This window comes from Streptomyces plumbidurans (assembly GCF_019857225.1).
Lineage (GTDB): Bacteria > Actinomycetota > Actinomycetes > Streptomycetales > Streptomycetaceae > Streptomyces > Streptomyces plumbidurans.
On record NZ_JAFJSY010000023.1, the window covers coordinates 94,466 to 119,174 of the forward strand.

Here is a 24,709-nt window from a genome sequence, read left to right on the forward strand (position 1 = left end):
CCTCGACGCGGTCCCAGGGCAGGTCAGAGTCTGTGGAGCGGCGGTGCCTGCCCATGGGCCGTCGAGGTGGCCTGCTCGATGCGTGGCGCGATGCCGCTTGGCTTCCACAGCGTCCGGTACGCCAGGCCGATGGACACGGCTGCGGTGAGCACACACGTGAGGACCGGCTTGCCACTGAAGTCGTGGTTGAAGTAGGCGGTTCCGGCACCGTCGAGGCCGGCCACCAGGAGCATGAACAGCCCCTTGCTGGGGCCGCTCCAGCGGGGCTGCACGACGATGGCGATGACGGGTGGCAGCACGTAGCCGGTTGCTGCCGCCCACAGCTGCGCGTCGGTGAGTTGCACGCGAGTTCCCCTTCGTCTGGCGGACGCCGGCCGCGGTGGCCTCCCCGGCCGGTGGGAGTGCCGGCGGGTGGAGCAGATCAGGCCACCTTCCACGCGAGCGCGGTGAGGACGGCGCTCTGCACGGTGACCGGGGCGGGCGAGTTGTTGAGGAGGCGGACGCGCATGGTGCGGCCGGACGCGAGGTGCTTGGTGAGGGGGGTGACGTGGAAGGTGCCGCCCTTGGTGCCGACGGCCTCGTCGATCGGGTGGTCGGCAACGTGTTTGCTGCCCGCGTACTCCGCCATGCGGATCTGGACGGTTTCTCCCACGGGGAGACCGGCGATGTGCAGGCTGAGCGAGCCGGTGAACCGGCAGGGCCCGCTCACGAATACGGCGCTGCCCGCCGGATGCTCGGCGGCCGTGTCGAGCCATTCCTTCGTGAACTCGACGTCGTCCCACTGGCCCGGGGCGAGCGTGTAGGGCTTCGCGGTCCCCAGGTTCACTTCGTCGGGCATCGGGTCCTCCTCGAGGGTGTCTGCCTGCCTCTCGGCGGCCCAGGCGCGCAGCGCCGGCTCGGAGAGGTAGGCGATGGATCGGTCCAGGGGGTCGCTGGTGAACTGCCAGATGAGCGGGGTACGCCCCGCCACACGGGGACGCGTGGCAGCCTCGGCACGCGCGTACTCGGCGGCGCCCCACGGATAGGCGGGGTACCAGATCGGCAGGTCGGCGGGGACGTGGCCGGCGGCGAGATCGGTGCCGGAGGTGTAGATCCCGACGCGCTGCGCCGGGAACGCTGCCTGGACCAGGGCGACCCACTCGCTGACCCAGGCCAGGATCTGCGGCGCCGAGCGGCCGGCGTAGTTGCGGCTGTCGGGGTACGCCTCGAGGTCCAGCCAGTGGCAGAACCCGGCGCGCGTGTACGGCGCGACCGCGCCGATGTAGTTGGCTGCCTCCGTCCGGGGGTTCTGGTTGGGCCAGGCGAAGTGGTAGGCGCCCGGGATGAGTTGGGCGGCGAGGATGCCGGTGATGTGGGCGCTGAAGGCGGCGTCGTGGCTGTGCTCGCCTTCGGTGGCTTTGGCGAACGCGAAGGCCACGCCTGCCTTCTTGTGCGCGGCCCAGTCCTGGGCTTTCTGGTGGGCGGAGACGTCGATGCCGCGGCAGGTCTGCGTCGTCATCCCTGGTCGCCGCTCTCGAGCTGGCCGGCGTCTGCGAGGCGTACGGCGTCGGCGGATGCTGCCCAGGCGGCCTTGATGGCGTCTGGGAGGGCATCCCATGCGGGCAGCGGGTCACCGTTGTATGCGCGGCCGCCTACGGCCTCTGCGTACGCCGTGTAGGCGAGCGCGGCGAGTTGGTCGAGATCGAACGCCATGGAATCTCCTGAAACGTGTGAAGGCCTTCTGCGGGCCGGGCCGGATGCGTGCAGGCGAGATCGATGGCGGGACAGCACGGGGGGGGCCGCTGAGGGTTGCTGTCAGAGCCGCCAAGGGTCGGCAGCCCCGCAGCCCTTGGAGGGCTGCGGCGCCCCGCCGGGGCAGCGCGGCGCCGTCGGCGGCTTGAGGCCCTGGGGGGGTTGCAACAACTTGAAGCGTGGCTGGGGCTAGTTGTGGTGCTGGAGACACACGCGCGCCTGCTTGGTCGGCTACGGGCTTCGTCGTGGCTGGCTTTCGGTGGCTGAGGTCGAAGGGCCGGAGGAGTCTGCGCGGCTTGTTTGGATGGGGGTGGCTGAGCCCGGTGAACAGTCGCGCGCGTGGTGAGGCTGGTGATCCAGGTTCAGACAGTGGGGGTTGCTGAGCCACGTACTAGTGCGGAACCCCCGGCGGGAACGGGTTCCGGAACCCGTTCTGGAACGGGTTCCGGGTCTGTCACGGTCTCGGAACCCGTCGCGGAACGGGTTCCGGAACCCCCGGCGGGAACGGGTTCCGGATGGCTCGGAACCCCCGGCGGGAACGGGTTCCGGAACCCGTTCCAGAACGGGTTCCGGGCATCCCGCCCGTGGCCGATGCGACTGGCGGCAGCTGCTAGCCGGAGATCCACCAGACGCCCATGGCGCATGCGACGTCGGTTGCGGCGCTGGTGTTGAGGCCGGCCCCAGACGTCTGGAGGCCCTGCGTCTCGATGTAATCGCCGACTGCGCAGACCACTTGAGCGCCGGTGGCGACCGCGCTGGAGTGGGTCACCGTGGCGGCGAGCGTCTTTACGAAGCCGCCGGGAACTGCGGTGCCGTTGACCGTGATGCGGGCGGCTCGGTTTCCTGTCGCGTTGCCAGCGAACGCCGCGATGCCCAACACGCTGTAGGTGCCTGCGACCTGCACCGTGTACCGGGAGGTGTTCGTCGAGGTGCTGTGCCCGTTGTCACTGTCGAAGGCCTCGGTGTCGAGGGTGAGTGACGTCCAGGTGTTGTCGGACAGGGACTGGACGCTGGTCTGGTAGCCGCGGAAGCGTGGCACGCCGTTGCCGGAGGCGCCGAGCAGGAAGTCGCCCATCGCTTTCACGTTGGCGTTCCACAACGCGCCGGTCAGGAAGTTGCCGGGTGATTCTGACGCGATGACCGGAACGGTGCGGGGCATACGTCACCTCTCAGTACGCGAAGGCGATGGAGTCGAAACGGCTGACGGCGTCCCACGTCGTCGGGTCCGTCGTGCCTGCGGGCAACGGCTCGCAGAGGGTGTCTCCCGCCGTGTGCGACTTGGTGGTGGCGGCGGTGAGGGTGATCGTGGCAGTCGTCCATCCAGGGCTCGTAGCACCGACCGCGGACACAGTGACCGTCTCTGCGTTCGCGGTGCCTTGGCCGAGGGTGAGCTGCTGGCCGGCTGCGAGCTGCGCGGCGAGCAGGTTCGTGTTGTCCTGGCTCGCGTGGATGGTGATCGAGGAGACCCCGGCTGCGATCGACGAGGCGAGTGTGGTGTGCCAGGCGGCGATGATCCCGTAGGGAGTGAGGTCGGCCGGCGAGCACTGGAGCGTGAGGACGGCGTCGTTCTCCTCGTTCCAGTCCCAGGAGATGTTCTCGATGAAGCACTCGGTGCTGCTCTCCGGCGACCCTTGCGGCCGTCGCATGACGCGCGCGCGGGTGCCGAGTTCGAGGGAGAGACAGGCCGGCCACAGAGCCGGGTTCGCTGACGGGTGCAGCGTCATGGTGCTGATGCGCTTCGCTGGCTGCCGGTAGCGGGAGAGCAGGTAGTTCGCGGCGTCCTGGCACTCGGTGCTGCTGCTGGAGTTGACGGTGCGGGTCATCGTGCGCGTGAAGTAGGTCGCCTTGCTCGCGGCGTCCTCGGCGTAGAACAGCTGGCCCGTGGACTCCTGGGTCACGGTGACGTCATTGGCCAGGCGAGTCGGATCGAAGTCGCGCTCAGCGTTCTCGTACGGCAGCTCGCCGAGGTCAGCGCGCTCCCCGAACACGAACAGGGGCACGGTGGCGTTGTAGCGGGCTGCGCGGCTCTTGAAGACGACGGCACCGGCCCGGTCGACGTAGTGCGCGCCTCCTTCGGTGTCGACGACGGCTTGCAGGCAGGAGACCGCGTCGCTGTCGGCTAGGGTGGCAGGGCCCATCGAGGTGGTCAGGCCCGTGTCGATGGACGTGCTGCCGCTGTAGCCGGCGTATCTGAGGATCCGTGCGTACCGGGCGTCGGTCGACTCGCCGGCGCATGCCGATCGCCAGGCTGTGTAGATGTTGGTCATGGCCAGCGCGGACAGCTGGGAGGGGAATTCCGCGACGAAGGAGATGTCGCCCTTGAAGTTCAGGAAGGTGCCGTTGCCCACGGTGGGGTCCACGTAGGCGCCGACGTTGTCGCTGACCAGGCCGCTCGGTTCGAGGGCCGGGTCGACGCTGCTGAACAGATAGGTCACGCCGTCGACGTGGAAGCGGAGTGTCGCGCTGGCCCGGCTGTAGCCGACGAGCATGAGGTGCCAGTCGCCATCCAGTGCAGTCGGGCCGGGCGCGAAACTCACGCCGGCGCCGCCGGACGGGCCGCGCAGCACTACGGCCAGACGGCCGTCGGCGCCGATCTGCCAGTAGAGTTCGCTGCCGCTCGGTGATCCGCCCGACCGTTGCCGGTCGAATGACGACCAGAACACCGAGGCGGTGGTGGGCGTTGGGCCGGTGTATTTGAAGGCGATCATGCGGGTCCAGGCCGAGGGATCGGCCGGCCCGAGGATGCCCGAGGCGCCCAGTCTGAGGAATGTGGCCGGTCCGATGGTGTTCGTGCCCGGGAAGCTGTTGTCGACGGTGGCGACTGTTCCGCTGCTGCCCGTGTAGACGCCGGTGGCGTCGGTGGCGGTGATTTCGGTGCCGAAGACGAAGCTGCCGGCTCCGTACTTGCTGATGCCTTGCTGGGCCGGGGGGTAGGTGCCGGTCGTGTCTGCTGCCGTTGTGCCTTCAGCAGGGTCGTCGAGCTTGAAGAGGAACCGGGGCTGGTTGCTGGTGATCTCCTCGGTGAGCGGGTCGGAGAGGGTCTGCTGGGACAGGAGCGCGAAGGCGTCGACAGCGTTCGGGTTGACGAGGCCGTAGGTGCCGTCGCCGTCCCACTTCTCCGGCCAGCGCTCCATGAAGCCGGCGTAGACCGGGTACCAGATGCCCGGCGCCTGCCACGTCGTCGCCGCCGTGCCTTTCTCCAGCTGCCATCCGTCGGCCTGCAGGGAGCAGGTGGCGGCCGCGGCCGCGCTGAGCGCGACGCCGACGTCGATGCCGGCCGCGTTGGCCGGCGCGGTCGCGGTGACGGTGAGTGTGGTCCAGGCGGCCGTCGTCGAGCCCGTGAGGGTCGCGGGGGTGCCGTAGGTGAAGGAGGTGGGGGTGGCGCCTCCTCCGGCGGTGTGCCAGGCGATGAAGGCCTTCACGCCCAGGCTCGTCGCAGCCGTGACATCGCGTACGCGGATCTGCATCGTGTACGTCTGGCCCGGTGTCACGGACCAGCGGGGTGTGTGGCAGACGCGGGCGGCGATGGCGGAGGCGGAGGGAACCGAGAACTGCAGGACGGTGGAGCCCTGCCAGGCGGTCGCCGAGGGCGTGACCGTGCCGCCGGACGTGTCGGTGCTGGAGAAGATGTCCGAGGTGGCCGAGTTGATCGTGCCGCTGAAGCCGCCCAGGTCACCGCCGCTGGCCGCGGCCTGGTCCAGCAGATTCCGTGTGGGGGGCCACTGCGCGCGCCGCCGGTAGGGCTGGTACGGGTAGATGTTCCCGTACCAGGGGCCGTCGGCGTTGGTCGGGTCCAGGAGTGCGTCGTTGTTCGCGAGGAGGAGCTGGGCTTCGCCGCTGCGGACCTGGTCGGTCTCGTACTGGCGGCCGCGGTCGAAGGAGGCGGTGCCGCGGGTCCGGCTGCCGACGTCGACGAACCGGTCCAGCGGGAAGGCACCCCCGTTGGCGGACCAGTACGGCGCCCAGGCGTCCTCCACGAGCGGGAAGTTGAGGTTGAGCTGGTCGGGTGCCGAGGTCGTGGTGTTGACGTGGTCGACGTATCCGGCGAGGCCGGCCGCTTCGGTGCCGGAGAATCCGCAGAGCCAGATGACCTGCACTGCGGCGGCTGACCAGGTGTGGGCGATCGTGGCCCTGGTGGTCCACGTCCAGCCGTCCGGAGCGGTGTCGAAGAGGATGTTCCCGCCCGCTTCGCGGATGCGCCACCAGGAGTGGTTGAAGGCGTCGTACGCGCCGATCACGGTGGTGGTCGTGGTGCCGGCGTTGACGACGCTCGCGGTGAGGATGCCGCCCGCGTCGAAGAAGAGCGACGCCCGGTTGTTGGCGTCGACGACCACACGCATGATCATCTGTGTGGTGCCGGCCCCGACGGGGGGCGGGCTCACACGGGCGTAGAGGGCGTCGTTCGTGAGTGCCCACGGCCCGTTCCCGCCGAACGCCGGATAGGTCGAGGTGCAGCTGATCTGCACGCGGTCCAGGGCGGGGTCGAGGAGGACGTCGGGTGCGGCGCTGGAGTTGTTCCAGAGCGTCGTGTTGAGCGCCGGGGCAGCGAAGCTGTCCTGCAGGGTGGACAGCTGAGGGTTGGCCACTGGTCCTCCTCAGCGCGTGAAGCTGGTGTAGGTCTGCGGGTTGCGCATGCCGTTCTTGAGGAAGGCCTCCTCCATCGTTTTCTGCAGCTTCCGTTCGGTGGTGACAGTGCCTTCGACGTTCACGTACAGGTTGTTGTTGACCACCTGCATGGGCTGGCTGCCGTTGCGCTGGGTGGGGATGCGGTAGCCGAGGGCGCTGCCGGCGATCGCGGTCTGGTTGAGGCTGCCTGCGGCGGTGACGTCCGCAGACAGATTGCGGGCCGCGGTGATGGCGTGCTGGGCCGCGTCGCTGATGCCGACAGCGAGGCCCTGGGGGATGTAGCCGCCGATGTCCGCGAACACCTGCGACGGCGACTTGATCTTGAGGGCCTTCTTGATGACGGACGCCATCTTCTTAGCGATCTTCGTCATCTGCGCTTCGATGGACTTCTCTTGCTTCTGCAAGCCCTTGACCAGGCCCTGCGCGGCTTTGATGCCCGCCCCGTACATGGCGTCAGCGACGACCGTGCCGGTGGTGTTGGCCTGGGACTTCATGCTCGCCTGGAGCTTGTTGACCTCGGCGATCTGGCCCTTGGAGGCCGCGGCCAGCGCGCGGGCGGTGTCACCGCCGCCCTCGACACCTGCCGAGGCGATCTGCTCGATGAGGTCGCTTCTGACGCCCTTCTTCTTCAGCGCGGCGAGGTTGCGGGTGAAGTCGGCGACCTTCTGCGCCTGCTCGCGCATCTTGGCGACGATGTCGTAGGAGTTGACCGAGCGGCCCTCGTCGGGTGAGTCGGTGACGACCGACATCCCGCCCATGATCGACGAGGCGATCTCGTCGCGTTTCGACGTCCATTCCTTCTGCAGATCGGACAGCTTCTTCTGGGCGTCCTTCAGCTTCTTCGCGACGGAGTCCCGTTTCGCCGCAAGGGACTTGAGGACCTTGTCCTCCTTCTTCACGTACTTCTCGACCCCGGCGAGCGCGTGCATCTTCGCCGCGACCCAGGCGTTGGTCTTGCGCCCGGCGCGGGTCTTGCCGGTGGTGCGCTCGTCGTAGAGCTTGTTCCGGGTCTGGATCATCAAGGTCTCGATCCGCTTCGTCGCGGTCTTGACCTTGGCGGTGCTGGAGGTGAGTCCGTCGACCAGGCCCTGGTTGACGTAGATACCGAGCGAGCGGAACACCTTCGACGGCGAGCTGATGCCGAGGGCGGACTTGAAGGCGCCGGCGGCGCTGTGGGCGATGCCGGACAGGACGCTCGAGACGCTGATGGAGCGGATGCCGTGGAGGAGGCCGCGGATCATGTCCGCGCCCGCGCCTGTCAGCAGGTGCCCGAGGGCGCCCAGGGCCTTCTTGGCGCGGCCGGGGATGCCGGCCACGTACTTGATCATGAGCAGGCCGACGCTCTTGGAGGCGTTGAGGAACGAGGTGAAGCCGTGGCTTGCCAGCGACTTGAGGCTGCTCGGCAGGCCCGACATCGGGTGGAGCATGCGGTTCGGCATGCCGGTGACGAACTTGATGATCGATCCGCCGATGGACTTCGCCATCTTGTACGCCGAGGAGAAGCCGCTGGTGAACTGATGCCATGCCTTCTCGACCTGCTTCACGGCGGGGCCGAAGGCGCCGAAGGCGGTCTGGACGACGTGGCGGAACCCGTCGAAGTGCTTGTAGGCCCAGATCAGCCCGGCCACCAGGGCGGCGATCGCGAGGACGATCAGCATGATCGGGTTGGCGGACATCGCCGCGTTCAGGAGCCACTGCCCGACAGCGGCAGCCTTCTCCGCGACCGACACGGCGATGAGCTTGATCTTCTGCGCCGCCCAGACGATCGCGGACCGCGCGGCCATGAGGGTTGCCTTGCCGACGTTCGCGGCCAGGGTGAGCGCGCCCTTCCCGGCAACCGCCATGGCCCGGCCTGCGGCGGCGGCGCCACGGGTCAGGCCGGAGAAGGCGGCTGTCCCGCCCTTGGCGGCCAGGCGGCCCATGGACTTGCTGAAGGTGGCAATGCCCCGGCCTGCGGCCTTGGCGCCCTTGATCGAGCCGTCCCACGCCTTCCGCATGGCTCCGCCGAAGCTGCCGGCCCGCCCGGAGAACGCGGACCCTGCGACCTGCGCGGAGCGGAAGCCCTGCACCATGCGTGCGCCGGCCTTCACACCGGCCGTGCCCAGCTTCGCGAGCGTCCCGATCGGTTTGACGAGCGCCATGGTCGTCTTCGCTGCGAACGCGACGACGGACAGAGCGAGGACGCCGCCGATGACCGACGCCAGGGCGATCGCGATCTCTTTGTGGCGGGTCAGCCAGTCGACCGCTTTGGTGACGATCGGGATGAGCTTGCTGCCGATCTCGATGGCCAGGACGGAGATGGCCTGCTTGGCCTTGGCCAGGCGGACGTTGAACAGCTTCTGGGTCTGGTCCCAGCCTTCGACGTTCTTCGTCGCGTGCTCGTAGCTCTTGCGGATCTTCTCGACCCGCTCCTTGTAGGCGTCGGTGTTCTCACCGGTCAGCTGCAGCGCGGTGTTCAGCCCGATCGCACCACCGAGCATCTTGCGCATGGCCTCGGTGTAGGTCTGCGCTGCCGGGCCGCCACGCTTCAGCTCTGCTGAGAAGCCGTTGGTCTTGGTGCGGAGCGTCGCGTACTGCTGGAGCAGGTTGGCCTGCTCGGGCGGGAGGCTCTTGAGCTTCTGACGCCAGTCGCCCAACGAGATAGATCCGCTGGCGTACGACTTGGCCAGGCCCTGGATGCTCTTCGGCATCGCCTTGACCATCTGGTCCGCGTCGTGGGCGGCCTGCTTCGTCTTGTTGAAGGCGCTCAGCAGCAGGGTGCCGGACTTGCCCATCTTGGACAGGACGGTCCGGGAGAGCAGGTCGAAGGTGCCGGTGAGACCGCGGCCGCCCTTGTCGACGTCCTTGAGCTTCATCGCGACGTCGGTGGACGACAGGCCGAGCCGCTGCATCTCCTGCACGGCGACGTTGTTCGGGCTGGCCAGAGACCGGATCGTGGAGGCGAGTTCCTGGGTGCCCTCGCGGGCACTCGTGCCGTGCTGAGTCAGCGTGGCGAGAGCGCCGGAAACCTCAGAGAAACTGATCTTGTTGGCACTCGCGATAGGCAGCACCGTGGACAATGACGAGGAGAACTGCTCCATCGTCATTTTACCTTCGCCCGCAGCGGTCTTCATGGCATTCATCACCTGAACGCTGTCTTTCGCTTTCAGGTGATAGGAGGCCATGACCGACGTCATCGCATTGGTGACGGACTCCAGCGATGCGTTCTCTTCACGGGCACCCTGAGCTGCGGCACGAAGAACCTTGAGGCCATCGGCGCCACGCAGGCCGGCCTTCTCGACCTGGTACATGCCCTCGGTGAGGTTGTGCCAGTCGGTACCGGTGTTCTTCGCAATATCGAGAATGCCTTTGCGGACCGTATTCAGCCCGGAAAGGGTTTCTCCTGCAGCGGTGTGCAGAACCATCGTGTTGGCTTCGAAATCGCCCGCCATTTTCATGGACGTTGCGGCGACACCGACGCCGATAAGGGAGACCGATTTCCCCATGCGGGCCATTCCCGCAAAGGCAGTCGCGCCCGCGGCGCGCATACCTGCCGCCGTGCCGTCTACCTGCGCGCGGGCTTCGCGCATCGTGGCGCGCAGCTGGGTGATGTCGCCCAGCATCCGCACGACGACCGGGGGGAGAAGTCCTCCCCCGCCACCGCCGCCTCCGCTCATGCCGCAACCGCCCTCCGGGCACAGCGAGCAGCCCCCTCATCCCGCGCGCCCGGGCGAGGGCGGGATGACAGGGGGCTGGTCAGGGGGAAAGGGGGTCAGTGGGCGAGGGCGGTTCGCCAGGCGAGGTGATAGGTGCGGCTGATCGCGCCGCTGGCCACCAGCTGCTCGTACGCCGGCTGGACGTAGGGGCGCGGCGGGAGTTCGGAGCCGTGGCCGGCCGTGCCGCCGAGCTCCTGGACGCGGCCGTAGACGGCCGTGGGGCCGACTTCTGCCAGCCAGCGGCCGAACCCGGCCGGGACCGGGCCGACGACCTTCGTCGACCGGCGCAGCGTGCCGCTCACGAGCGACGGGGGTTCGCCCGGCGCTGACGGGGTGGGGGTGCCCTTCTCATGGCTCGAGGTCGTCAGCATCTGCTTGATGGCGGCCTCGGCCAGGTGCGCTGCGTGCGCAGTGGCAGTGCGCGTGGCGCGCTGCAGGTCGTTCTCCAGCGCGACGAACGCTCCCCTGAGCTGGGTGAGCCCGGTGATCTGGACGCCGCCACCGGACACAGGCCTTCACCCCCGTTCCGTTTCCCGCCGGGCCCGCTCGCGGGCTTCCTCCCGGATCTCGTCGGTGATCTCGGCGATGTCGGGGAGGCTGTTGAGGACCTCCAGCGGCAAGTCGTCGACCTGCGCCGGGGTCCAGCCGTACCGCTCGGCGAACCAGAAGTACTCAAGGGTTCGCTCCCACCGGTTCGGCGGGAAACGTTTGTTGGAGCGGGCGGCGCTTTGCGGATCCTCCAGCCGTGCTTTCAGCCGGCGGAGGCTTCGGTAGGGGACGTCTCATCAGCCACCTGCTCCGGCGTGGCAGCGGGCTGGTCGGGGTGGAGCAGCTTGTGCGCTTCCTGGATCTCCGGGAGTTCCTCCAGGGCGTTTCCGTCCTCCAGCGGCAGCAGGTCCAGCGTGGCGGCGGTGACGGGCAGCGGGTACTCGTACGACCAGGCGGTGATCATGACCGAGATCGTGCCGTCCGCCATCTCGACGGGCGTTCCCAGGGTGAGATCGATGTCCTCGGCGATCGGCACCATGCGCAGGGCTCGCTTCTTGTCGCCGCGGCGGAGGGTGGCTGGGTCACGGAGTTCGACCCAGTGCCCGGAGGGCAGGGCGTGACGTGCCATGGAGGGCTCCTTGTGGTGAGGGTGAGGGTTGAGAGGGGTGTGTCCGGTCAGTACGTGCCGGGTGCGATGTTGCAGGTGACGGAGATCTTGCAGGGGCTGTAGGAGCCGCTGCCGCCGGCGTTGGTGGTGTTGAGGACTGCCTTGAAGCTGTTGGAGTACTCGACGGCGGTCTTCGATCCGTCGGGCTCCGCTTCCACGAAGGCGGCCTTGGCGAAGTCGAACTGCACGGAGCCGGCGTTGAGGCCGGACAGGCCGTTGCTGATCAGCAGCTGCAGCTGGGGCTGGGTGTTGTTGAGCATGTACAGCAGCGGGCTTTCGTCGGCTGCGACGAAGTTCAGCTTGCCTTCGACGGTGAGGCCGGCGCGCTGGATGATGTAGGGGGTCTGGACGCCGTTGCCGGTGAAGTAGGGGTTGATCTCCCGCTTCATGCTGATCTCGCCGTCAGTGACGGTCGAGATCAGGGTGCCGCCGCTCGCGGGGCCGGCGATGCCGACGGCCATGCGCCAGGAAGGGATGGGGGCGACGCTGCCGGGGTTCGCGACCGGAGCGGAGCCGAGCGGCACCGACGGCCAGCTGGTGGCCTTGGCGTCGAAGGTGAACAGGTCTGATTCGCTGTTCCACTTGAAGCCCATCTCGGAGAAGCACGCGCCGGGGTACTGGCGTGCGCCGCTGGTCGCGGTGGGGCCGAGCATGTGGGTCAGCGTGTGCGAGATCGGCTGCCCCGTACCGGAGTTGAGGAGCGCCCAGGCATAGGTGTAGGGGCCGGTGACGGGCTGCACGGGCTGCGAGGAGGCGTGGGAGTAGACGAGGCCGCCGGACGGTGTGGAGAGCGGGATCGTGTAGGGGCCGGACCCGGTGGGGGTGCCGGTCGTGAACACTTCGGCCGTCGCTCCGGTGCCGATCTGGACGACGGTGCCGTCGGGGATGGTGGCTGCGGTGGAGATGGTGGTGGCGCCCGCCGCAGCGCTCGCGGAGAGGGTGGTGCCGCCGGATCCGGTGGACGTTCCCGTGACGGACAGGTCGCCCATGATGTTGCGGAGCAGGTAGCCGAGCCCGTCGAGGAAGACGGGGCCGCCGAGGTCCAGGTCCGAGGTGGCGACGCCGGGGATCTGGGCGAAGCTGTCGGTGCCCATGGCGCCGCGCCATGCCTTGTCCTCGAGGAACTTCGGCTGGTCCTTCGGCTTGAAGCTGTCGAGCAGCAGGGTGGCGGTCATGTCGACCGGCGTGCCCTGCGCGACTTCGTTGGCGATGCCCACGAACTGTTTCGCGGGCGCGTAGGTGGTGGGAGTGGACACCGCTTACTCCTTGCTGATCAGACAGCCACCGGCGTTGTCGGCGGCCTGGTTGGGCTTCGCGTCGGTCGCCCGCCAGCGGCCGTCCGCCGGAGGCCCGTCCAGCCACTCGAAGACCGTGGCCTTCCGCTCGGGGATCTCAGGTGTCGTCTCCGTCGCCGCGACAGGCGGGTGGTAGGCGTGGCACGTGAGCGGGACGTGCGGATACACGCAGCCGATGCCGTGGACGTACTCGTAGACGCCCGGGGGCAGACCGGCCGCGTCCTCGTCCGGGGCAGTGTCCTGCGGGGCGTGGGAGGCCTCCTCCGGCTGCCCTGGGGTGGCCGGTTCCGCTGCGGGCTCTTCGGCCGCCTCGGTGGCGGGCGGTTCTTCCTGGCCGGCTGGCCGGGTGCGGGTACTGCTCGTCGTCTTGGCCATAGGGGGCCTCCGGGTCCGTAGGGATGCGAAAGGCCCCCACGGGGAGGTGGGGGCCGGGCTGCGGGCAATGAGGTCAGGCTTCGGTGAACTCGACCGCTGCGAACCGCATGGTGAAGAAGCCCTTGGTCAGGCCCGCTTTGGTGGAGGGCTGCGAGTACTCGAAGTCGATGCCGTCGCCGCCGGACTCGCTGACGTGCTCGCCGGCCTGGAAGACGCTCTCGCCGAGGGTGCGGTCCTTGCGCATGTGCGCGACCAGGGCGTCGCGCAGGGCGTAGGCGTCGTCCTGGGCGTCCTCGGCGTAGGCGGTGCGGCTGCGGAGGTAGACGTTGAGGAGGGTGTCGTAGACGATCTGCTTCACGCCGGAGTGCTCGCCCCCTATGGCCCGGCGGTACTCGTGCTGGCGCGGGATCCAGATGACGATCACGCTGCCGGTGCGTGCGCCCGGGTCCATGCCGAGGAAGTAGTCCTCTTGCCGGGGGTCCGCGGGCCACGCGCGGCGTACGACTCCGACGCCGGTGACGGGTGAGCTGCGGTAGGTGCGGGTGACCGGGTCATAGTCGCCGCCGAAGTAGCGGCACATGCCGTCCAGGGCGTCTTGGATGGGCACGGACTCACCTGACCCTGGCGTAGCTGGCGAGTGTCCTGCGGGCCTCTTTGAGCAGGCCCATGCCGCGGGTGCGGGAATCGTCCGAGCGGGTCGAGGAGGTGGCGTTGTCGGGGTACTCGTCCTCGGCCGTGGTGTCGGGGCGCAGGAGCTGGCTGACGGTGTGCAGGACAACGGCCTTGCGGAGGTCGGCCGGCATGCCGGAGAAGTCGCTGCCAGCGGTGTGGGCGTGGCGCAGAGGCTGCAGGAGGCTTACCGCCGTCGGCATGGGAATGGTGCTTGGCGTCGGCGGCGTCCAGGCCGGGTCGACGACCACGTTCTCCTCGACGCCGGGCTCCCAGATCCGGTACCGGGCCCCTGGGGTGATTCCTGTGGGGTCCAGCACGGTGAGCGTCGAATCGCCGTCTGAAGCATCGTCGTCGAGGACGGTGGCTACGTGTCCGGCGACGACGGTCGACTGGACGAACATGTCGCCGCCGAGGCCCGGGGTGCCGAACTGCAGGCTGCCGGACCACGCGACGGTGCCGTTGGTGGCGAAGGAGAACACGATGTTCGTGTCCTGCTCGACCCACACGGTCGGGTCGGTGAGCGTGGTGAGGGCGGTCGGGGTGTATCCGTAGCCGAGCTCGGTGACCTGGATGACGGGCCCGTGGTCGGAGTGGAACTTGAGCTGGCCGTCGGAGCCGCAGAAGACCCGTTCGCGCTGGGTGTAGAGGTGGGCGCCGAGGGGCTGGTCGAGCTCGCTGTCGCACCAGTCTGACGCTGCGAGAAGCAGGTTCGTGAGTTCGGCGGTCTGGGCGTCGGGATCGTCGCTGGCGAGGTTGAGGCCTTCGGTGTCGAGGTATGTCGGGTGGGCTCGGAAAGCTGCCGCGGAGACGTAGGGGGTGGCGGCCACGGCTCACCTCCTGGTGTGTCGGGCGGCAAGTCGTGGGTGACGCCGGTCAGTTGGTGGTGGAGAGGGTGCGCTGCCAGTTGCCGTGCTCGCACCCGACGGCGGTTGCGTCGGGGTGGGGCCAGCCGTTGGGGAAACAGCCGCGGCACAGCTCTTCCACGTCCCCGCCGCCGTCCGGCTCCTCCAGCTCGTCGCCGGGGTCGCTGTCCGGGTCGGGGGCATCGGCCGGAGTCTCCTGGACGGGGGTGTCGCCGGACGTCTCCTGCCCCGGGCCACCATCACCCCCGGCGCCAGCGGGCTCGGGCTCGTGGTCGGCGTCCGCGGGGGCAGCGGCCGTCTTCTTGGCCGTGGTCTTCGACGCAGTGGTCTTGCGTGCAGGCACGATCAGGTCCTTCCAGGCATGGAGTGCGGTCAGTTCTCTCGCTCGCAGGTGCCGCCGCAGCGGGAGCAGTGCTTGAAGAAGGAGCCGAACCCGCAGCCCGCGCAGCGGAATCCGCGGCGGGTGTGCCCGCCCAGGCTCGAGGGGAAAGCGCCGTACTCGCGCAGCGCGCGCTCGTGCTGGGGGTTGTCGACGCTCACGGTCCCGTCGCGGCCGGCCGTGTAGGAGGTGACGGTGCCGGTCTGGGCGCCCTGGATGTCGATGCCGCGTACAGCGCCGTCGGGCAAGCACAACTTGGTGGCCATGAGGGGCTCCTGCAAAAAGGGTGAGGGTTGAGGCGGGGATGCTGCGGGCCGCCCGGCAGGCTGCCGGGCGGCCCACAAGAACGAAGGGGTCAGACCTTCTTGATGCCGGTGATCGCGCCGTTCCAGGCGGGCGCGTAGCAGACGAGCGCGCCGAACCAGTAGCTGGACGACTCGAAGGCGAACTGCTGGACCGGCCAGTCCACGCCCATCATGTCCTGGACGTTGTAGACGGCCCAGACGTCGGAGACTTCACTGTCCGGCAGGGGCAGCGTGTCGGAGATGATCGGGGCGTTGCCCTGGGGCATCCAGGGGTGGACCTCGACCGAGACGCCCTTGCCGGTCACCTCGTTGATGATCGTGTTGACGACGTCGCCGAGGGTGACGCCGGTCAGCTGGTCCTGAGTGATCGTCATCCGGTAGTTGCTGGACGACGACGTCTTCAGGGAGTCGGACAACTGCTTGCGGTCGGTGCCGTTCAGGAGCGTCCGGTCCGGGTCCGCCTTCACGCTGTCGTACAGGGACGCGAAGGCCGCCTGCCACTCGCTGCCCGGGTTGCTGGTGGAGAGGGCGGCGTTGAGGCGGTTGACGTAGCCCGAGTCGGCGCCGGTGCAGATCGGCAGGATGCCGTCGTAGCCGGCGGTGTAGGCCGAGGTGTCCGCGGTGACCGAGGACGCGGCCGTGCCCGACGTGGGCAGCGCACCCTGCAGGGTGAAGCTGTTCGTTCCGGAACGGCCGGCGAACCAGCGTGCGGCGTCGCCCGGGTCCGAGGAGCCGGTGGACACGTACACGCGCATGCCGGTCGCTCCGGCCGGGAGCGTGACGGTGACGTCGACGACCTGCGAAGACGGGGCAACGGTCGCCGCGGACGTCAGGACGGACTGGCCGAAGTCACCCGCGTCGCTGGTGACCTTGACGTAGATGTTCGTCGAGACGCCGCTCAGGGCCGTCTCGCCGGCACCGGCGCTGCGCGCGGTGAGGGTGAGGCCGGTCGGTGCGGTCAGGGCGCCGAGGAAGTTCCTGGCGCTGGTGCCGCGGCCCAGGAGCAGCATGCGCTCCTCGAGGAGCATGCTCGAGTAGAGCAGGCTCGTGCGGGAGAGCTGGCGGATGTCCTGGTAGCCCTGGCCGGCGTACTGCGCGCTCCAGGTGACCGCGTCCGACACGCTGAACTGCGAGTAGGCGACGGTCTTGTCGTAGCCCGCGTACGAGATCTTCGGGCCGCGCGCGTAGTACAGGGCGTTGCCTGCGCCGGCGGGTGCGAAGTTCGTCTGCGTGGTGTCGACGATGCCGGGGTGGATGTTCGCGACGCTGCCGGTCGCGGTGCCCGTGAACCCGGAAATCACCTTGAACTGGTGGGCCAGGCCGACGCCCTTGCGGCGGGGCAGCCGGTTGCGGAGCGGGGTCGGCCGGGGGGTGAGCATCTTGGCCGGGGCCTCGAGGTCGTACGCCACCAGGCCCGTACTGACCGGGCTGGAGGTGGTGAGGTCCTTCATGAGGTCCGGCTGCGCCGTCTTCAGCGATTCCAGCATCGACTGGACAGACGACAGAGTGTCCGGGCTGATCGCCTTGGACATCTCCGGGGTGATGGCCTTGGACAGGGCGTCGTACGCCGTCGCCGGACCGCTGTCGAAGCTGATGCCGCGGCCTTCACCGAACGCGGCCGCGATGTCGGCCTGGTGAAGCGTGCGGGTGGGCGCCGTGTCCAGCGCCTTCATCAGCTCGTCGAAGCGCTCGCTGACTTCGGCGTTGCTGAGGGCGCGTGCTTCCGGGGCGTCCCCGAAGAGCACTTGTGCCTTGGGCAGAGCCATGGCCCTGCTCCTTTCATGGAAAAGCCCCCATACAAGGGGGGCGGGTTGAGCGTGTGTGGGGGCTGCCGACGGTCAGGCGTCGGCCTTCGCCAGGAGGGTGCGGCGCCGCTCGAGGTAGCCCTCGCGCAGGTCGCGGTCCGTGCAGCTGTCCGCCTTGGCGAGGAGGTCGTCGGCCTCGGCTCGCAGCTGGTCGGCGTCGGACTTGCGGGCTGCCTGTGCCTCTGCCGCGGTCCGGGTCAGCGCAGGGCCGCCCGGGACCGGCTGGGCCTTGAGCTCCTCGAGCGTCTGCGTCGCCTTCGTCAGCTCGCCCGTGAGCGTCTCGATGCGCTCCTCCTGGGCCTTGCTGACCTCTGCGACGGCGGACTTCACGAGCTCGGCCACAGCGGCCTTCGTCAGTGCCTCCGCGGGCTCTTGCCCTTCGGAGGCGGTGCTGGTCTCGGTGGTGGCCGCCGAGTCCACGCCCTGCCGGGTCGTGGTGTCGTCGGTCTTGGTGGCGGTGGCCTTGTCGGAGCGGTCCAGGGCGTGCGCGTCCTGCTCCATCTGTTCGCGCTCGTTGAACCACTTCAGTGCGCGGACGGCGTCGAGGAGAAGGCTGATGTCGAGGGCCTCGTGCAGGTTGCCCTGGGCCAGCGACTCGGCCTCACAGATGATGAGCTGGGCGATGCAGGCGATGGCCTGCGTCGCACTCGCCATGTCGGCCGCCTCGTCCTCGCCGCCCTCGTTGCCGGCATCCCCGGCGCCTGCGGCGCCTGCGGTGTCGCCGGTGTCAGCGGCGGTGGCGTCGGCCTTGGCGAGGTCGGGGCAGAGGGCACGGACGTCGCGCAGAACCTCTTCGGCCTTGGCGATGAGCGCGGCCTGGTCGTCCGTGCCCGCGTTCTGGCCTTCCTCGGCCTTCGTCGCGTTCTTCAGCGATCCGTCAGCGTTCCAGTTCGTGGGCACCATGCCCTCCAGTCCCAGGGCTCGCGCCCGCTTGATGATGTGCTTGCGGATGGCGTCATGCTCCGCGCCACCGCGGCCAACAGCCTTGATGGCCTTGCGGAGTTCGGCCTTGCTGCGGATCGGATAGGAGCCGTCCTCCATCGCCGCGCCCGACCTCGCTGCCCGCCGGCGGCCTGCTGCGGACAGGTCGGCCTTGGCGAGCTCGGCCAGGGCCTGCTCGACGCGCTCGTCGACCAGGCCCTGGATCAGCTCCTCAGAGAAGGCAGCGCCCTCGACCTTGAGGAGGACCGACGGCGACACGATCACCGGGCTGTCCTCGGCGTCGTCGGCCTTGACAGCCTCCGCGCTCACGGACGTGCCGGCGGCCGCGAGACTGGTGAGGGCCGTGCGGACGACTTCGGGCAGGAGGGCGTAGACGTCCTCGGCGATCCCGAAGGCCGCGGCGTCGCTCTTCTCGACGACGAGCGCGCCGTCGACGGCCTGAAGGTTCCCGGTCGCGCCGTCAGCCTTGGCGAGTTCGAACAGCGTGGTCGGGTTGCAGGGGCGGTCGACGATCGAGACCTCGACGATGTCGCCGTCGACGACTTCCCCGCCGGGCGCGTCTGCCTTGCCGAGCTTGACCTTCGGGTTCTTGATCCCGACGCTGTAGCCCTTGAGGACCTTGTGCTTGACCTTCAGGCAGGCCACGGGGTCGACGATGTGGGAGGCGAGCATGTGCCCGCTGTCGCCGTCGCCCTTGACGAGGCCGACCCCGACCCCCACCGCCCGCTTGGCGTCGTGCTGCTCGCGTACGTTCGCGCCGTCGGCGAACCAGGCCGGCATCGCCTTGTCCAGCCAGTCCGCGTTCAGGCGCTGCCGGTCGCGGTCCAGGTGGGAAGAGGCGGCAGGCCCGTACACCATGAAGGTGCCGTCGTCCTGTTCCTCGGCCTTGGTGATCGGCGCCCACGCGTAGGTGAGCTCGTCCATAGCTGCTCCTCTCTCGTGAGCGCCGCGCCACCCCAGCGGTTGCCGGGGTGGCAGGTCAGGTACCGAGGCCCTCGGGAAGCAGGGCGCATCGGCAGGAAGGGTGCCCTGGCGGCATTGCGTGGCCGCTGGGGAAGGCCTGGCTGAGGGGGATCGCACCGGCGCCTTCGTTGGTGAGGCACACCGGGCAGACGCGCTGGTCGACCGCGGTGAGCCAGGACTTCTGCCGGACGCCGTTGAGGCGGTAGGTGAACAGGCTCGCGGCGGATACGGCGCGCGCGATCTCGGTGACGGCGATGCGCTCGGCCCAGGCGGGATCGGCGAGGAGGTGCTCGATCGAGATCGCCGTGGTGTCGGCGCTGTCGCCTCGGGCGAGGGCGTCGGACAGTACCTTGGCCAGCCGGTCCATGCGGTTGGCGGCCACGTTGCGGATGACGATGCCGGCGTCGTCCAGCAGGGTCTGCAGCCCGTTGGCGGCGCCGGTGGGGCGTACGAGCCGGGCGGCGTCGGGGTCGCCGGGCCGCCACTTCGACCAGTCGACCGTGCTGTGGCCGGCGAGGACGGCCGTGGCGGAGCGCTCGCCGATGACGTAGCCGTCGGTCTGCACGTCCCGGATGATCAGCAGTGCCTGCACGAGGCTGATGCCTTGTGCGGTGAGCCAGCCGATCGCGTCGTGCCAGGGCGTGCCGGGCGGGCCGGCGTCGCCGGAGTTCTGCACGCCGGACAGGTCGGGTTCGTCGGCCTTGACGGTGATGCCGCGCTGGGCGATCCACCGTTCCGCGAGGGCCCGTGCGTCGATCGCGCCGCGCATCGCCTTGATGATGCGGGGCTTCCAGTAGGCGGCCGCGCGGAGGTCGGCACTCCAGCCTGGCCAGTCCCGGACGTTGTCAATATCCGGGGAAGATGATGCTTTTGGGTCGGCACCACCGCCGTCCGCAGCCGGGTCGGCGAACAGGACGATCTCGGTGTTGATGTCCGGCGCGTCGGCTTTGGTGACGTGGGTGAACGCGAACGGCCTGCGGGGGTTGGGGTTGCGGCGGGCCCAGCGGCGGAAGGCGGCGAGTTCCGTCTTGACGGCCTCGGCGCGCGCCTCGTCCTCCCCGTCCCCCTCCTCGTCGTTGTCCTCGTCGTCGTCGGGGGTTTCCTCGTCGCCGGCCTGGGTGGTCTCGTCGCCGCCCTTGGGGGGTCCGACGACGGTGCCAGGGGCGGCCTGGTCCGCGGCTCCCTCGAGGAAGATGACGCCGCGGGTGGTGACGAGCATCGGCTTGTCGGCTTCGGGGAAGTCGTAGCGGGGCTTGCCCGCCCGGTCCCGGGCCTCGTTGAGGGTGAGCCGGGCGGTCTTGTAGCGGGCCTCGTCCACGGCGTCCGCGGCGGCTTCGTCCTCTTCCTCCAGGCCGAGGAACGCGAACTCGAGGTCGCGGTGCATGCCGAGGTGGAGGCGCAGGATGTCGGTGACGGTCTCCTGCAGCCACCGCACGGTGGGCAGGGTGCCTTTGCGGCGCTGGACGTCGGCCTGGCCCTCGTGCCAGCCCGTCGAGCCGAGGCCGCCCTGTTCGGTGAACCCGAACTCCGCGATGGTGGTGTCGAAGTGCGCCACCATCAGCTTGATCAGGAACAGGTCGTACTCCGGCCGGTACCGCTCGGCAGCATCGGACTGCTGCCCCAACTCCATGCCCGGCGGCAGGATCCGCAGCCGGTGACGCGCCCCTGACGCCCCGTAGGTGTCGTTGAGGAAGGTCTCGTAGTCCTTGATCTGCGCGGGCGTCCAGCCGCTGGCCCCGTTGTTGGTGACCAGCGCGGACGGGACGGTGCCGTCGTCGTACTCGGACTTGATCCACGCGCGGCGCTTGAGCCAGACGTCCAGGTCCTCCAGGCACTGCTCGACAGCGCTGTACCCGTACGGGGTGTGGGCGCGCACGTTGCGGCGCCGGTAGACGAGGTGGTCGCTGCGGTAGCCGTTGAGGACGTTGCCGTCGGCGTCGGTGTCTGCGATGAACTCCCCGCGGGGAAAGCCCCACAGCAGCTGCTGGTAGGCGGGGTTCGGCGGCTGGGGCCGGCCGCCGCGGTGGTCGCGCAGGGGCTTGATGGTGGAGCCGTCGAGGACCTCCAGCGCGTACAGGTCGCCGCCACGGGTGCGCCGCGGGTAGATCGCGATCGCGTCGAGGACGAAGTGCTCCTCGAGGAGTTTCCCGAACCAGTCCGTGGCCGTTTCCCCCTGGCCCCGGTCGGGGCGCTCGAGGAACTCCATGCACCTGGTGATCTCCGGGGAGAGCTGCTGCCGCAGGGCCTTGGCGACCTCGTGGTCCGGCTGCTCGGAGCCTTCCTGCGCGCGCTCGATGGCCTTCTCGGTGAGGCGGATCGTCCATGCCAGGCTGGCGACCTCGTTCTTGCGGATCTCGATGCAGCGCCGCGGCAGGCCGCCGACCTCGGCCGCGTCCCGCAGGACCTTCCAGGGCACCAACCGGTCCGACATGCCGGGCAGGTTGGAGCTGACCGGGTACTCGTTGAACCGCGGCTCGGGGCGGCCGCTGTCGGGCCTGGGCGGGTCGATGGCGGCCGGGTACAGCGGAACGCCGGGGCCGAAGGCCACCGGGGGGTCTGTGCGTGGCAGGGGCGGGAAGGTACCGGTGATCTGGCCGCCGAGCCGGTTGTTCGCGAGGAGCGCCGCCACCTGCTCGCTGGTGAATGTCACGCCTTGCAGCGCCGGGCTGGCGGCCTTGGTCAGTTGTGCCGGCTGCCGGGAGCGACCGCGCTTCCTGCCCACGAGCACCCCCTCATTTTTGCTGGTCGTGTGGACGGGGTTACATGCCTGCCGCTTCGTAGAGGCCGGTCGTGCACAGGGCCTCGTGCGCAGTGCGCTCCAGGTCGGCGGCCGCGTGTTCTGCCGGGCCGCGGGTGAACCAGCGGCGCGTGCAGATCAGGCGCCCTGGGTGTGCGCGGCACAGCAGGACGCGGAAGAGCTGGCGGGCTTGGTGGCACAGGCAGCGTGGGGCGAAGCCGGGCGGCGGGGGCCGCCAGGCGGGCGTGGTCTGCATGGGAGGGGCTTCCTTGGGGTCATGCTGCGGCGTATTCGCGGAGCCATGCCATCTGCTCGTCGAGGCCGCCGGGCGGGCTGTAGAAGGCGAGGATCAGGGCGTCTGCGTCGTCGGGGCTGCGGCCCAGGCGCTTCTTGGTCTCCTCCTTCGGCTCGACGACCGTCCGGCCAGCCGAGTCGATCGTGTACTTCGGGGCCGTGAGCTGGGTGACGAGCTGCTCGCGGTCCTTCTCTGCCAGTTCGGACAGGTCCCAGGAGTGGTCCTCGGACAGCTGGCGGGCGACGCGCCACCAGATCTCGGAGCGCAGCCGCGGGAACTTCTGCGGTTCCTGTGACTTCACGCTGACGTTGACGGGGACGATGACGGCCTGGTGCTCGCCTTTGAGTCCCTTCTCGCGGAGGTTGCCGGCGATGCCCCAGCCGATGCCGATGCTGTCGATCTTCACGGCCGTCGGTTTGACCTGCTGGATGATCTCCAGCAGCTTCGCGGTGGCCTTGACCGGGTCTTTCTCCCTGAAGCCCCAGCGGCGGCCGACCACCATGCCGCGGCGCTCCCAGACGACGGTCTCATCGCCGCCGCCACCCATGTCGATGCCGAGCTCGTGCGGCAGCTGCTCCTCCGCCGGCCGCTTCTCCTCACGCTCGGCATGGCAGGCCCGCACAGCGGAGAGCCGCACCACGCCGTCCTCGGCCTCGTCCGGGAACTGGCCGAGGACCTTGCTGATGTAGGTCGGCGAGCTCTCCCCGAACTCCTCCCGCATCTCCTCGACGTAGTCCGGTCCGACGAGCATCGGCTTGAGTTCGTCCGGCACCGTCTCGCCGGTGAAGTTCGGAGTGTCGAAGGTGCTGATGTGGATGGTGTTCCAGCGTGAACCCGGCAGGCACACCCGGGCGAAATGGCTCCCGGGGTCGTCCGGGTTGCCGATGGCGAGGATCCGGCAGTGCTGACCGGTCGCGATGGACATGGCGGCGGTCCAGAACTGCTTGGTCACACCGCACGCTTCGTCGATGACGACCAGGACGTACTTTGCGTGGATGCCCTGGAAGGCGTGCGGGTTGTAGTCGGAGGGCTTGCGGCCGAAAGCGACCAGCTGCTTGCCGAGCTTCCAGTCGGTCTCGTTGATGCGGCCGATGAACTTCGTACCGCGGGACTCGGCCTTGACCCAGGCGCCGTTGATCTCGGACCAGAGGATGGCCTTGACCTGGTCGCCGGTGGGCGCCGTGGTGACCACGCGGGCCTCGCCCGGCGGGTGGGTATCGAGCCACCAGCACACCAGACGTGAGGCTTGGAAGCTCTTTCCCGAGCCGTGGCAGGAGTGCACCGCGGTGAGGCGGTTGTCCCGAACGGACTCGGCGATCTCGATCTGCTTCGACCACAGATGCTCGCCGAGCTTCTCCTGCGCCCACAGCCCGGGCTGACCGGCATACGCCTCGGCCTGCTGCTCCCGCTCGCCTTCCTCTTCCAGCCGGGCCGCGGCGAGAGCGAGAGCGTCCATGCCACGCCCCCGCCCTACACCGCCCGCAGGTGCCGGGCGGCAACGGCCTTGGCCGCCGAAGCGGCCTTGCCGGTGACGCCGGCGTGCGCGAGCGCCGCCTCGATCGCCCCGATGACGACGGTGGCCTGCTGCTCGCTGATCGCGGCGAGCCGGTCATCGATGCGGAGCCGGCCGATCGTGCCCAGCACGTTGACGCACCGGTCCATCGCCCGCTCGTACAGGGCGACTTCGGAGCGGAGCTGTTCGGCGCGCTTGTCGTCGGTGTACCGGATGTGGTGCAGCTCGTTCACGCGGTCGGCGAGGGCGTCTTTCCAGGCGATGACCTGGCCTGCCAGTTCCGACAGCGCGGTGAGCGGGTTGTCGACGGGTGGCACGTCAAGGACGGCGAGGGCCCGCCGGGTCTCTGCCTCGAGCTGCTCCTCGGCGACGCGGCGTTCGCCGGCGGCGAGGTTCTGCGGGGCCTTGCCGCCGTGGACGCGGCACACCTTCTGCCCTTTGAGCGCCCATGCCTTGCACCGCTCGCCCTGCTTGCCGTCCTTGCCCTTCTTGTGAGCGGTGCAGCGCCGCTTGGGTGTGGGCGTGGCCAGGTTGTTGGTGTGGTTGGCCATTACTGGCCTGCCGGCTGCCAGTGCGTCGGGAGGGCGAAGCGTTGCTCTTCCTCGAGGGGCGCTGCGGGCAGCGTCTCGGGGGTGCAGTCACAGCCCGGCAGGTCGGCCTCGTTGGGGGCGGTGCAGCTGCTCGCGTGGATGGACGCTGCGGCCTGAAGGGTGAGGGCGTGCTGGGCGCAGGCGTAGACGGCGACGCTGGTGTCGGTGCCGGTGGGCAGCGGCGGGTAGACCGGCTCGGGCTGTTGCGGGTCGGCGAGCTTGCGTGCGTGGGCGCGGCGGTCGTTCTCGAGGCGGTGGATGGCGTCGAGTTCGTCGTCCGTGGGGCGGCGCTGCCACTGGACGACGGCTGGCGTTCCGCATGCGGCGCAGGCGGGGCCGGCGGGAGGCAGGGGCTGTTCGATCGTGGCCGGAAGGGGGGCGGGCTGGGGGTCGGGCGGGGTGAGGGTGTCCACGCCGGTCCTCCGTTCTGTCAGGTGACGGTGAGCTGCCCGACGGGGATGACGGGCTGCTCGGGGCTGTCGGTGATGCGGATGTAGAGCGCGTATTTGCCTTTCGTGAGGGTGGGGCCGTCGCTGCCCGGGCCGACGAGGACCTGGGCGCGGTAGGCGGTGGTGCCGGGGATGGGGTCGTTGCCGTCCCAGCCGCCGTCGTACCAGGTGACCGGCCGGCCGCCGATCGCTGTGAAGGCGAACTGGACGGGGTCGCCGGTCGGGTCGTACGGACGGCCTTGCACGGTGACAGCGACTTCGGCGCCTACGTATTCGCGGCTGTCGCGGTCGATGCTCTGCACCAGGCGCCCCCTCCTG

Annotated in this window: 22 protein-coding genes; all 22 read right to left on the reverse strand. The window is 69.4% G+C overall.

Features of this window, described 5'->3' with window-relative positions; all coding sequences use genetic code 11:
- Positions 1 to 23 precede the first annotated feature (23 nt).
- The gene (locus JYK17_RS17380; RefSeq protein WP_222810696.1) at positions 24 to 344 is read right to left on the reverse strand and encodes a hypothetical protein; all 321 of its coding nucleotides are present in this window, start codon (positions 342 to 344) and stop codon (positions 24 to 26) included.
- Positions 345 to 421: 77 nt separating this feature from the next.
- Positions 422 to 1,498 carry a glycoside hydrolase family 25 protein gene (locus tag JYK17_RS17385; RefSeq protein ID WP_222810697.1) on the reverse strand — a complete coding sequence of 359 codons (1,077 nt, stop codon included), beginning with the start codon at positions 1,496 to 1,498 and terminating at the stop codon, positions 422 to 424.
- Positions 1,495 to 1,692, reverse strand: coding sequence for a hypothetical protein (locus JYK17_RS17390; protein ID WP_222810698.1), 198 nt, complete (start codon positions 1,690 to 1,692; stop codon positions 1,495 to 1,497). Before JYK17_RS17390 ends, JYK17_RS17385 begins: the two co-directional genes overlap by 4 nt.
- Positions 1,693 to 2,341: 649 nt before the next feature.
- Entirely contained in the window at positions 2,342 to 2,890 is a 549-nt protein-coding gene (locus tag JYK17_RS17395) for a hypothetical protein (RefSeq protein ID WP_222810699.1), read from the reverse strand.
- 10 nt (positions 2,891 to 2,900) lie between these two features.
- The gene (locus JYK17_RS17400) at positions 2,901 to 6,317 is read right to left on the reverse strand and encodes a hypothetical protein (RefSeq protein ID WP_222810700.1); all 3,417 of its coding nucleotides are present in this window, start codon (positions 6,315 to 6,317) and stop codon (positions 2,901 to 2,903) included.
- Between the two features lie 9 nt (positions 6,318 to 6,326).
- Positions 6,327 to 10,013, reverse strand: coding sequence for a phage tail tape measure protein (locus tag JYK17_RS17405; RefSeq protein ID WP_222810701.1), 3,687 nt, complete (start codon positions 10,011 to 10,013; stop codon positions 6,327 to 6,329).
- Between the two features lie 95 nt (positions 10,014 to 10,108).
- On the reverse strand, positions 10,109 to 10,561 hold the full coding sequence (locus JYK17_RS17410) for a phage virion morphogenesis protein (protein WP_222810702.1): 453 nt from the start codon (positions 10,559 to 10,561) through the stop codon (positions 10,109 to 10,111).
- A 242-nt stretch (positions 10,562 to 10,803) separates the two neighbouring features.
- Positions 10,804 to 11,169 (reverse strand): hypothetical protein, encoded by a 366-nt coding sequence (locus JYK17_RS17415; protein WP_222810703.1) that lies wholly within the window; start codon positions 11,167 to 11,169, stop codon positions 10,804 to 10,806.
- A gap of 47 nt (positions 11,170 to 11,216) precedes the next feature.
- Positions 11,217 to 12,464: a phage tail tube protein gene (locus JYK17_RS17420; RefSeq protein WP_222810704.1), complete on the reverse strand. Its 1,248-nt coding sequence runs from the start codon at positions 12,462 to 12,464 to the stop codon at positions 11,217 to 11,219.
- Between the two features lie 3 nt (positions 12,465 to 12,467).
- Complete coding sequence (locus tag JYK17_RS17425) at positions 12,468 to 12,878, reverse strand: hypothetical protein (RefSeq protein ID WP_222810705.1); 411 nt, start codon at positions 12,876 to 12,878, stop codon at positions 12,468 to 12,470.
- 73 nt (positions 12,879 to 12,951) lie between these two features.
- Positions 12,952 to 13,485 carry a hypothetical protein gene (locus tag JYK17_RS17430; RefSeq protein ID WP_222810706.1) on the reverse strand — a complete coding sequence of 178 codons (534 nt, stop codon included), beginning with the start codon at positions 13,483 to 13,485 and terminating at the stop codon, positions 12,952 to 12,954.
- Between the two features lie 4 nt (positions 13,486 to 13,489).
- Positions 13,490 to 14,377, reverse strand: coding sequence for a hypothetical protein (locus tag JYK17_RS17435; protein ID WP_222810707.1), 888 nt, complete (start codon positions 14,375 to 14,377; stop codon positions 13,490 to 13,492).
- 46 nt (positions 14,378 to 14,423) lie between these two features.
- A complete protein-coding gene (locus JYK17_RS17440) occupies positions 14,424 to 14,756 on the reverse strand; it encodes a hypothetical protein (protein ID WP_222810708.1) in 333 nt (110 codons plus the stop codon).
- 29 nt (positions 14,757 to 14,785) lie between these two features.
- A complete protein-coding gene (locus JYK17_RS17445; RefSeq protein WP_222810709.1) occupies positions 14,786 to 15,058 on the reverse strand; it encodes a hypothetical protein in 273 nt (90 codons plus the stop codon).
- Positions 15,059 to 15,147: 89 nt separating this feature from the next.
- Entirely contained in the window at positions 15,148 to 16,863 is a 1,716-nt protein-coding gene (locus JYK17_RS17450) for a hypothetical protein (RefSeq protein WP_222810710.1), read from the reverse strand.
- A gap of 72 nt (positions 16,864 to 16,935) precedes the next feature.
- Positions 16,936 to 18,768: a hypothetical protein gene (locus JYK17_RS17455; protein WP_222810711.1), complete on the reverse strand. Its 1,833-nt coding sequence runs from the start codon at positions 18,766 to 18,768 to the stop codon at positions 16,936 to 16,938.
- Between the two features lie 55 nt (positions 18,769 to 18,823).
- Positions 18,824 to 21,457, reverse strand: coding sequence for a phage minor head protein (locus JYK17_RS41005; RefSeq protein WP_308011690.1), 2,634 nt, complete (start codon positions 21,455 to 21,457; stop codon positions 18,824 to 18,826).
- Between the two features lie 109 nt (positions 21,458 to 21,566).
- A complete protein-coding gene (locus tag JYK17_RS17465; RefSeq protein WP_222810712.1) occupies positions 21,567 to 21,800 on the reverse strand; it encodes a hypothetical protein in 234 nt (77 codons plus the stop codon).
- Positions 21,801 to 21,819: 19 nt separating this feature from the next.
- Complete coding sequence (locus JYK17_RS17470) at positions 21,820 to 23,295, reverse strand: hypothetical protein (protein ID WP_222810713.1); 1,476 nt, start codon at positions 23,293 to 23,295, stop codon at positions 21,820 to 21,822.
- 14 nt (positions 23,296 to 23,309) lie between these two features.
- Positions 23,310 to 23,903, reverse strand: a complete 594-nt coding sequence (locus JYK17_RS17475; RefSeq protein WP_222810714.1) for a hypothetical protein — start codon at positions 23,901 to 23,903, stop codon at positions 23,310 to 23,312.
- On the reverse strand, positions 23,903 to 24,355 hold the full coding sequence (locus JYK17_RS17480) for a hypothetical protein (protein WP_308011691.1): 453 nt from the start codon (positions 24,353 to 24,355) through the stop codon (positions 23,903 to 23,905). Before JYK17_RS17480 ends, JYK17_RS17475 begins: the two co-directional genes overlap by 1 nt.
- 17 nt (positions 24,356 to 24,372) lie before the next feature.
- Positions 24,373 to 24,693: a hypothetical protein gene (locus JYK17_RS17485; protein ID WP_222810715.1), complete on the reverse strand. Its 321-nt coding sequence runs from the start codon at positions 24,691 to 24,693 to the stop codon at positions 24,373 to 24,375.
- Positions 24,694 to 24,709: the final 16 nt, after the last annotated feature.

Bases quoted from the DNA above. Each gene is read 5' to 3' on its own strand.
- JYK17_RS17405 (WP_222810701.1), bottom strand. From the start codon at position 10,013: ATGAGCGGAGGCGGCGGTGGCGGGGGAGGACTTCTCCCCCCGGTCGTC.
- JYK17_RS17395 (WP_222810699.1), bottom strand. From the start codon at position 2,890: ATGCCCCGCACCGTTCCGGTCATCGCGTCAGAATCACCCGGCAACTTC.
- JYK17_RS17470 (WP_222810713.1), bottom strand. From the start codon at position 23,295: ATGGACGCTCTCGCTCTCGCCGCGGCCCGGCTGGAAGAGGAAGGCGAG.
- JYK17_RS17415 (WP_222810703.1), bottom strand. From the start codon at position 11,169: ATGGCACGTCACGCCCTGCCCTCCGGGCACTGGGTCGAACTCCGTGAC.
- JYK17_RS17465 (WP_222810712.1), bottom strand. From the start codon at position 21,800: ATGCAGACCACGCCCGCCTGGCGGCCCCCGCCGCCCGGCTTCGCCCCA.
- JYK17_RS17455 (WP_222810711.1), bottom strand. From the start codon at position 18,768: ATGGACGAGCTCACCTACGCGTGGGCGCCGATCACCAAGGCCGAGGAA.
- JYK17_RS17390 (WP_222810698.1), bottom strand. From the start codon at position 1,692: ATGGCGTTCGATCTCGACCAACTCGCCGCGCTCGCCTACACGGCGTAC.
- JYK17_RS17445 (WP_222810709.1), bottom strand. From the start codon at position 15,058: ATGGCCACCAAGTTGTGCTTGCCCGACGGCGCTGTACGCGGCATCGAC.
- JYK17_RS17385 (WP_222810697.1), bottom strand. From the start codon at position 1,498: ATGACGACGCAGACCTGCCGCGGCATCGACGTCTCCGCCCACCAGAAA.
- JYK17_RS17450 (WP_222810710.1), bottom strand. From the start codon at position 16,863: ATGGCTCTGCCCAAGGCACAAGTGCTCTTCGGGGACGCCCCGGAAGCA.
- JYK17_RS17425 (WP_222810705.1), bottom strand. From the start codon at position 12,878: ATGGCCAAGACGACGAGCAGTACCCGCACCCGGCCAGCCGGCCAGGAA.
- JYK17_RS17475 (WP_222810714.1), bottom strand. From the start codon at position 23,903: ATGGCCAACCACACCAACAACCTGGCCACGCCCACACCCAAGCGGCGC.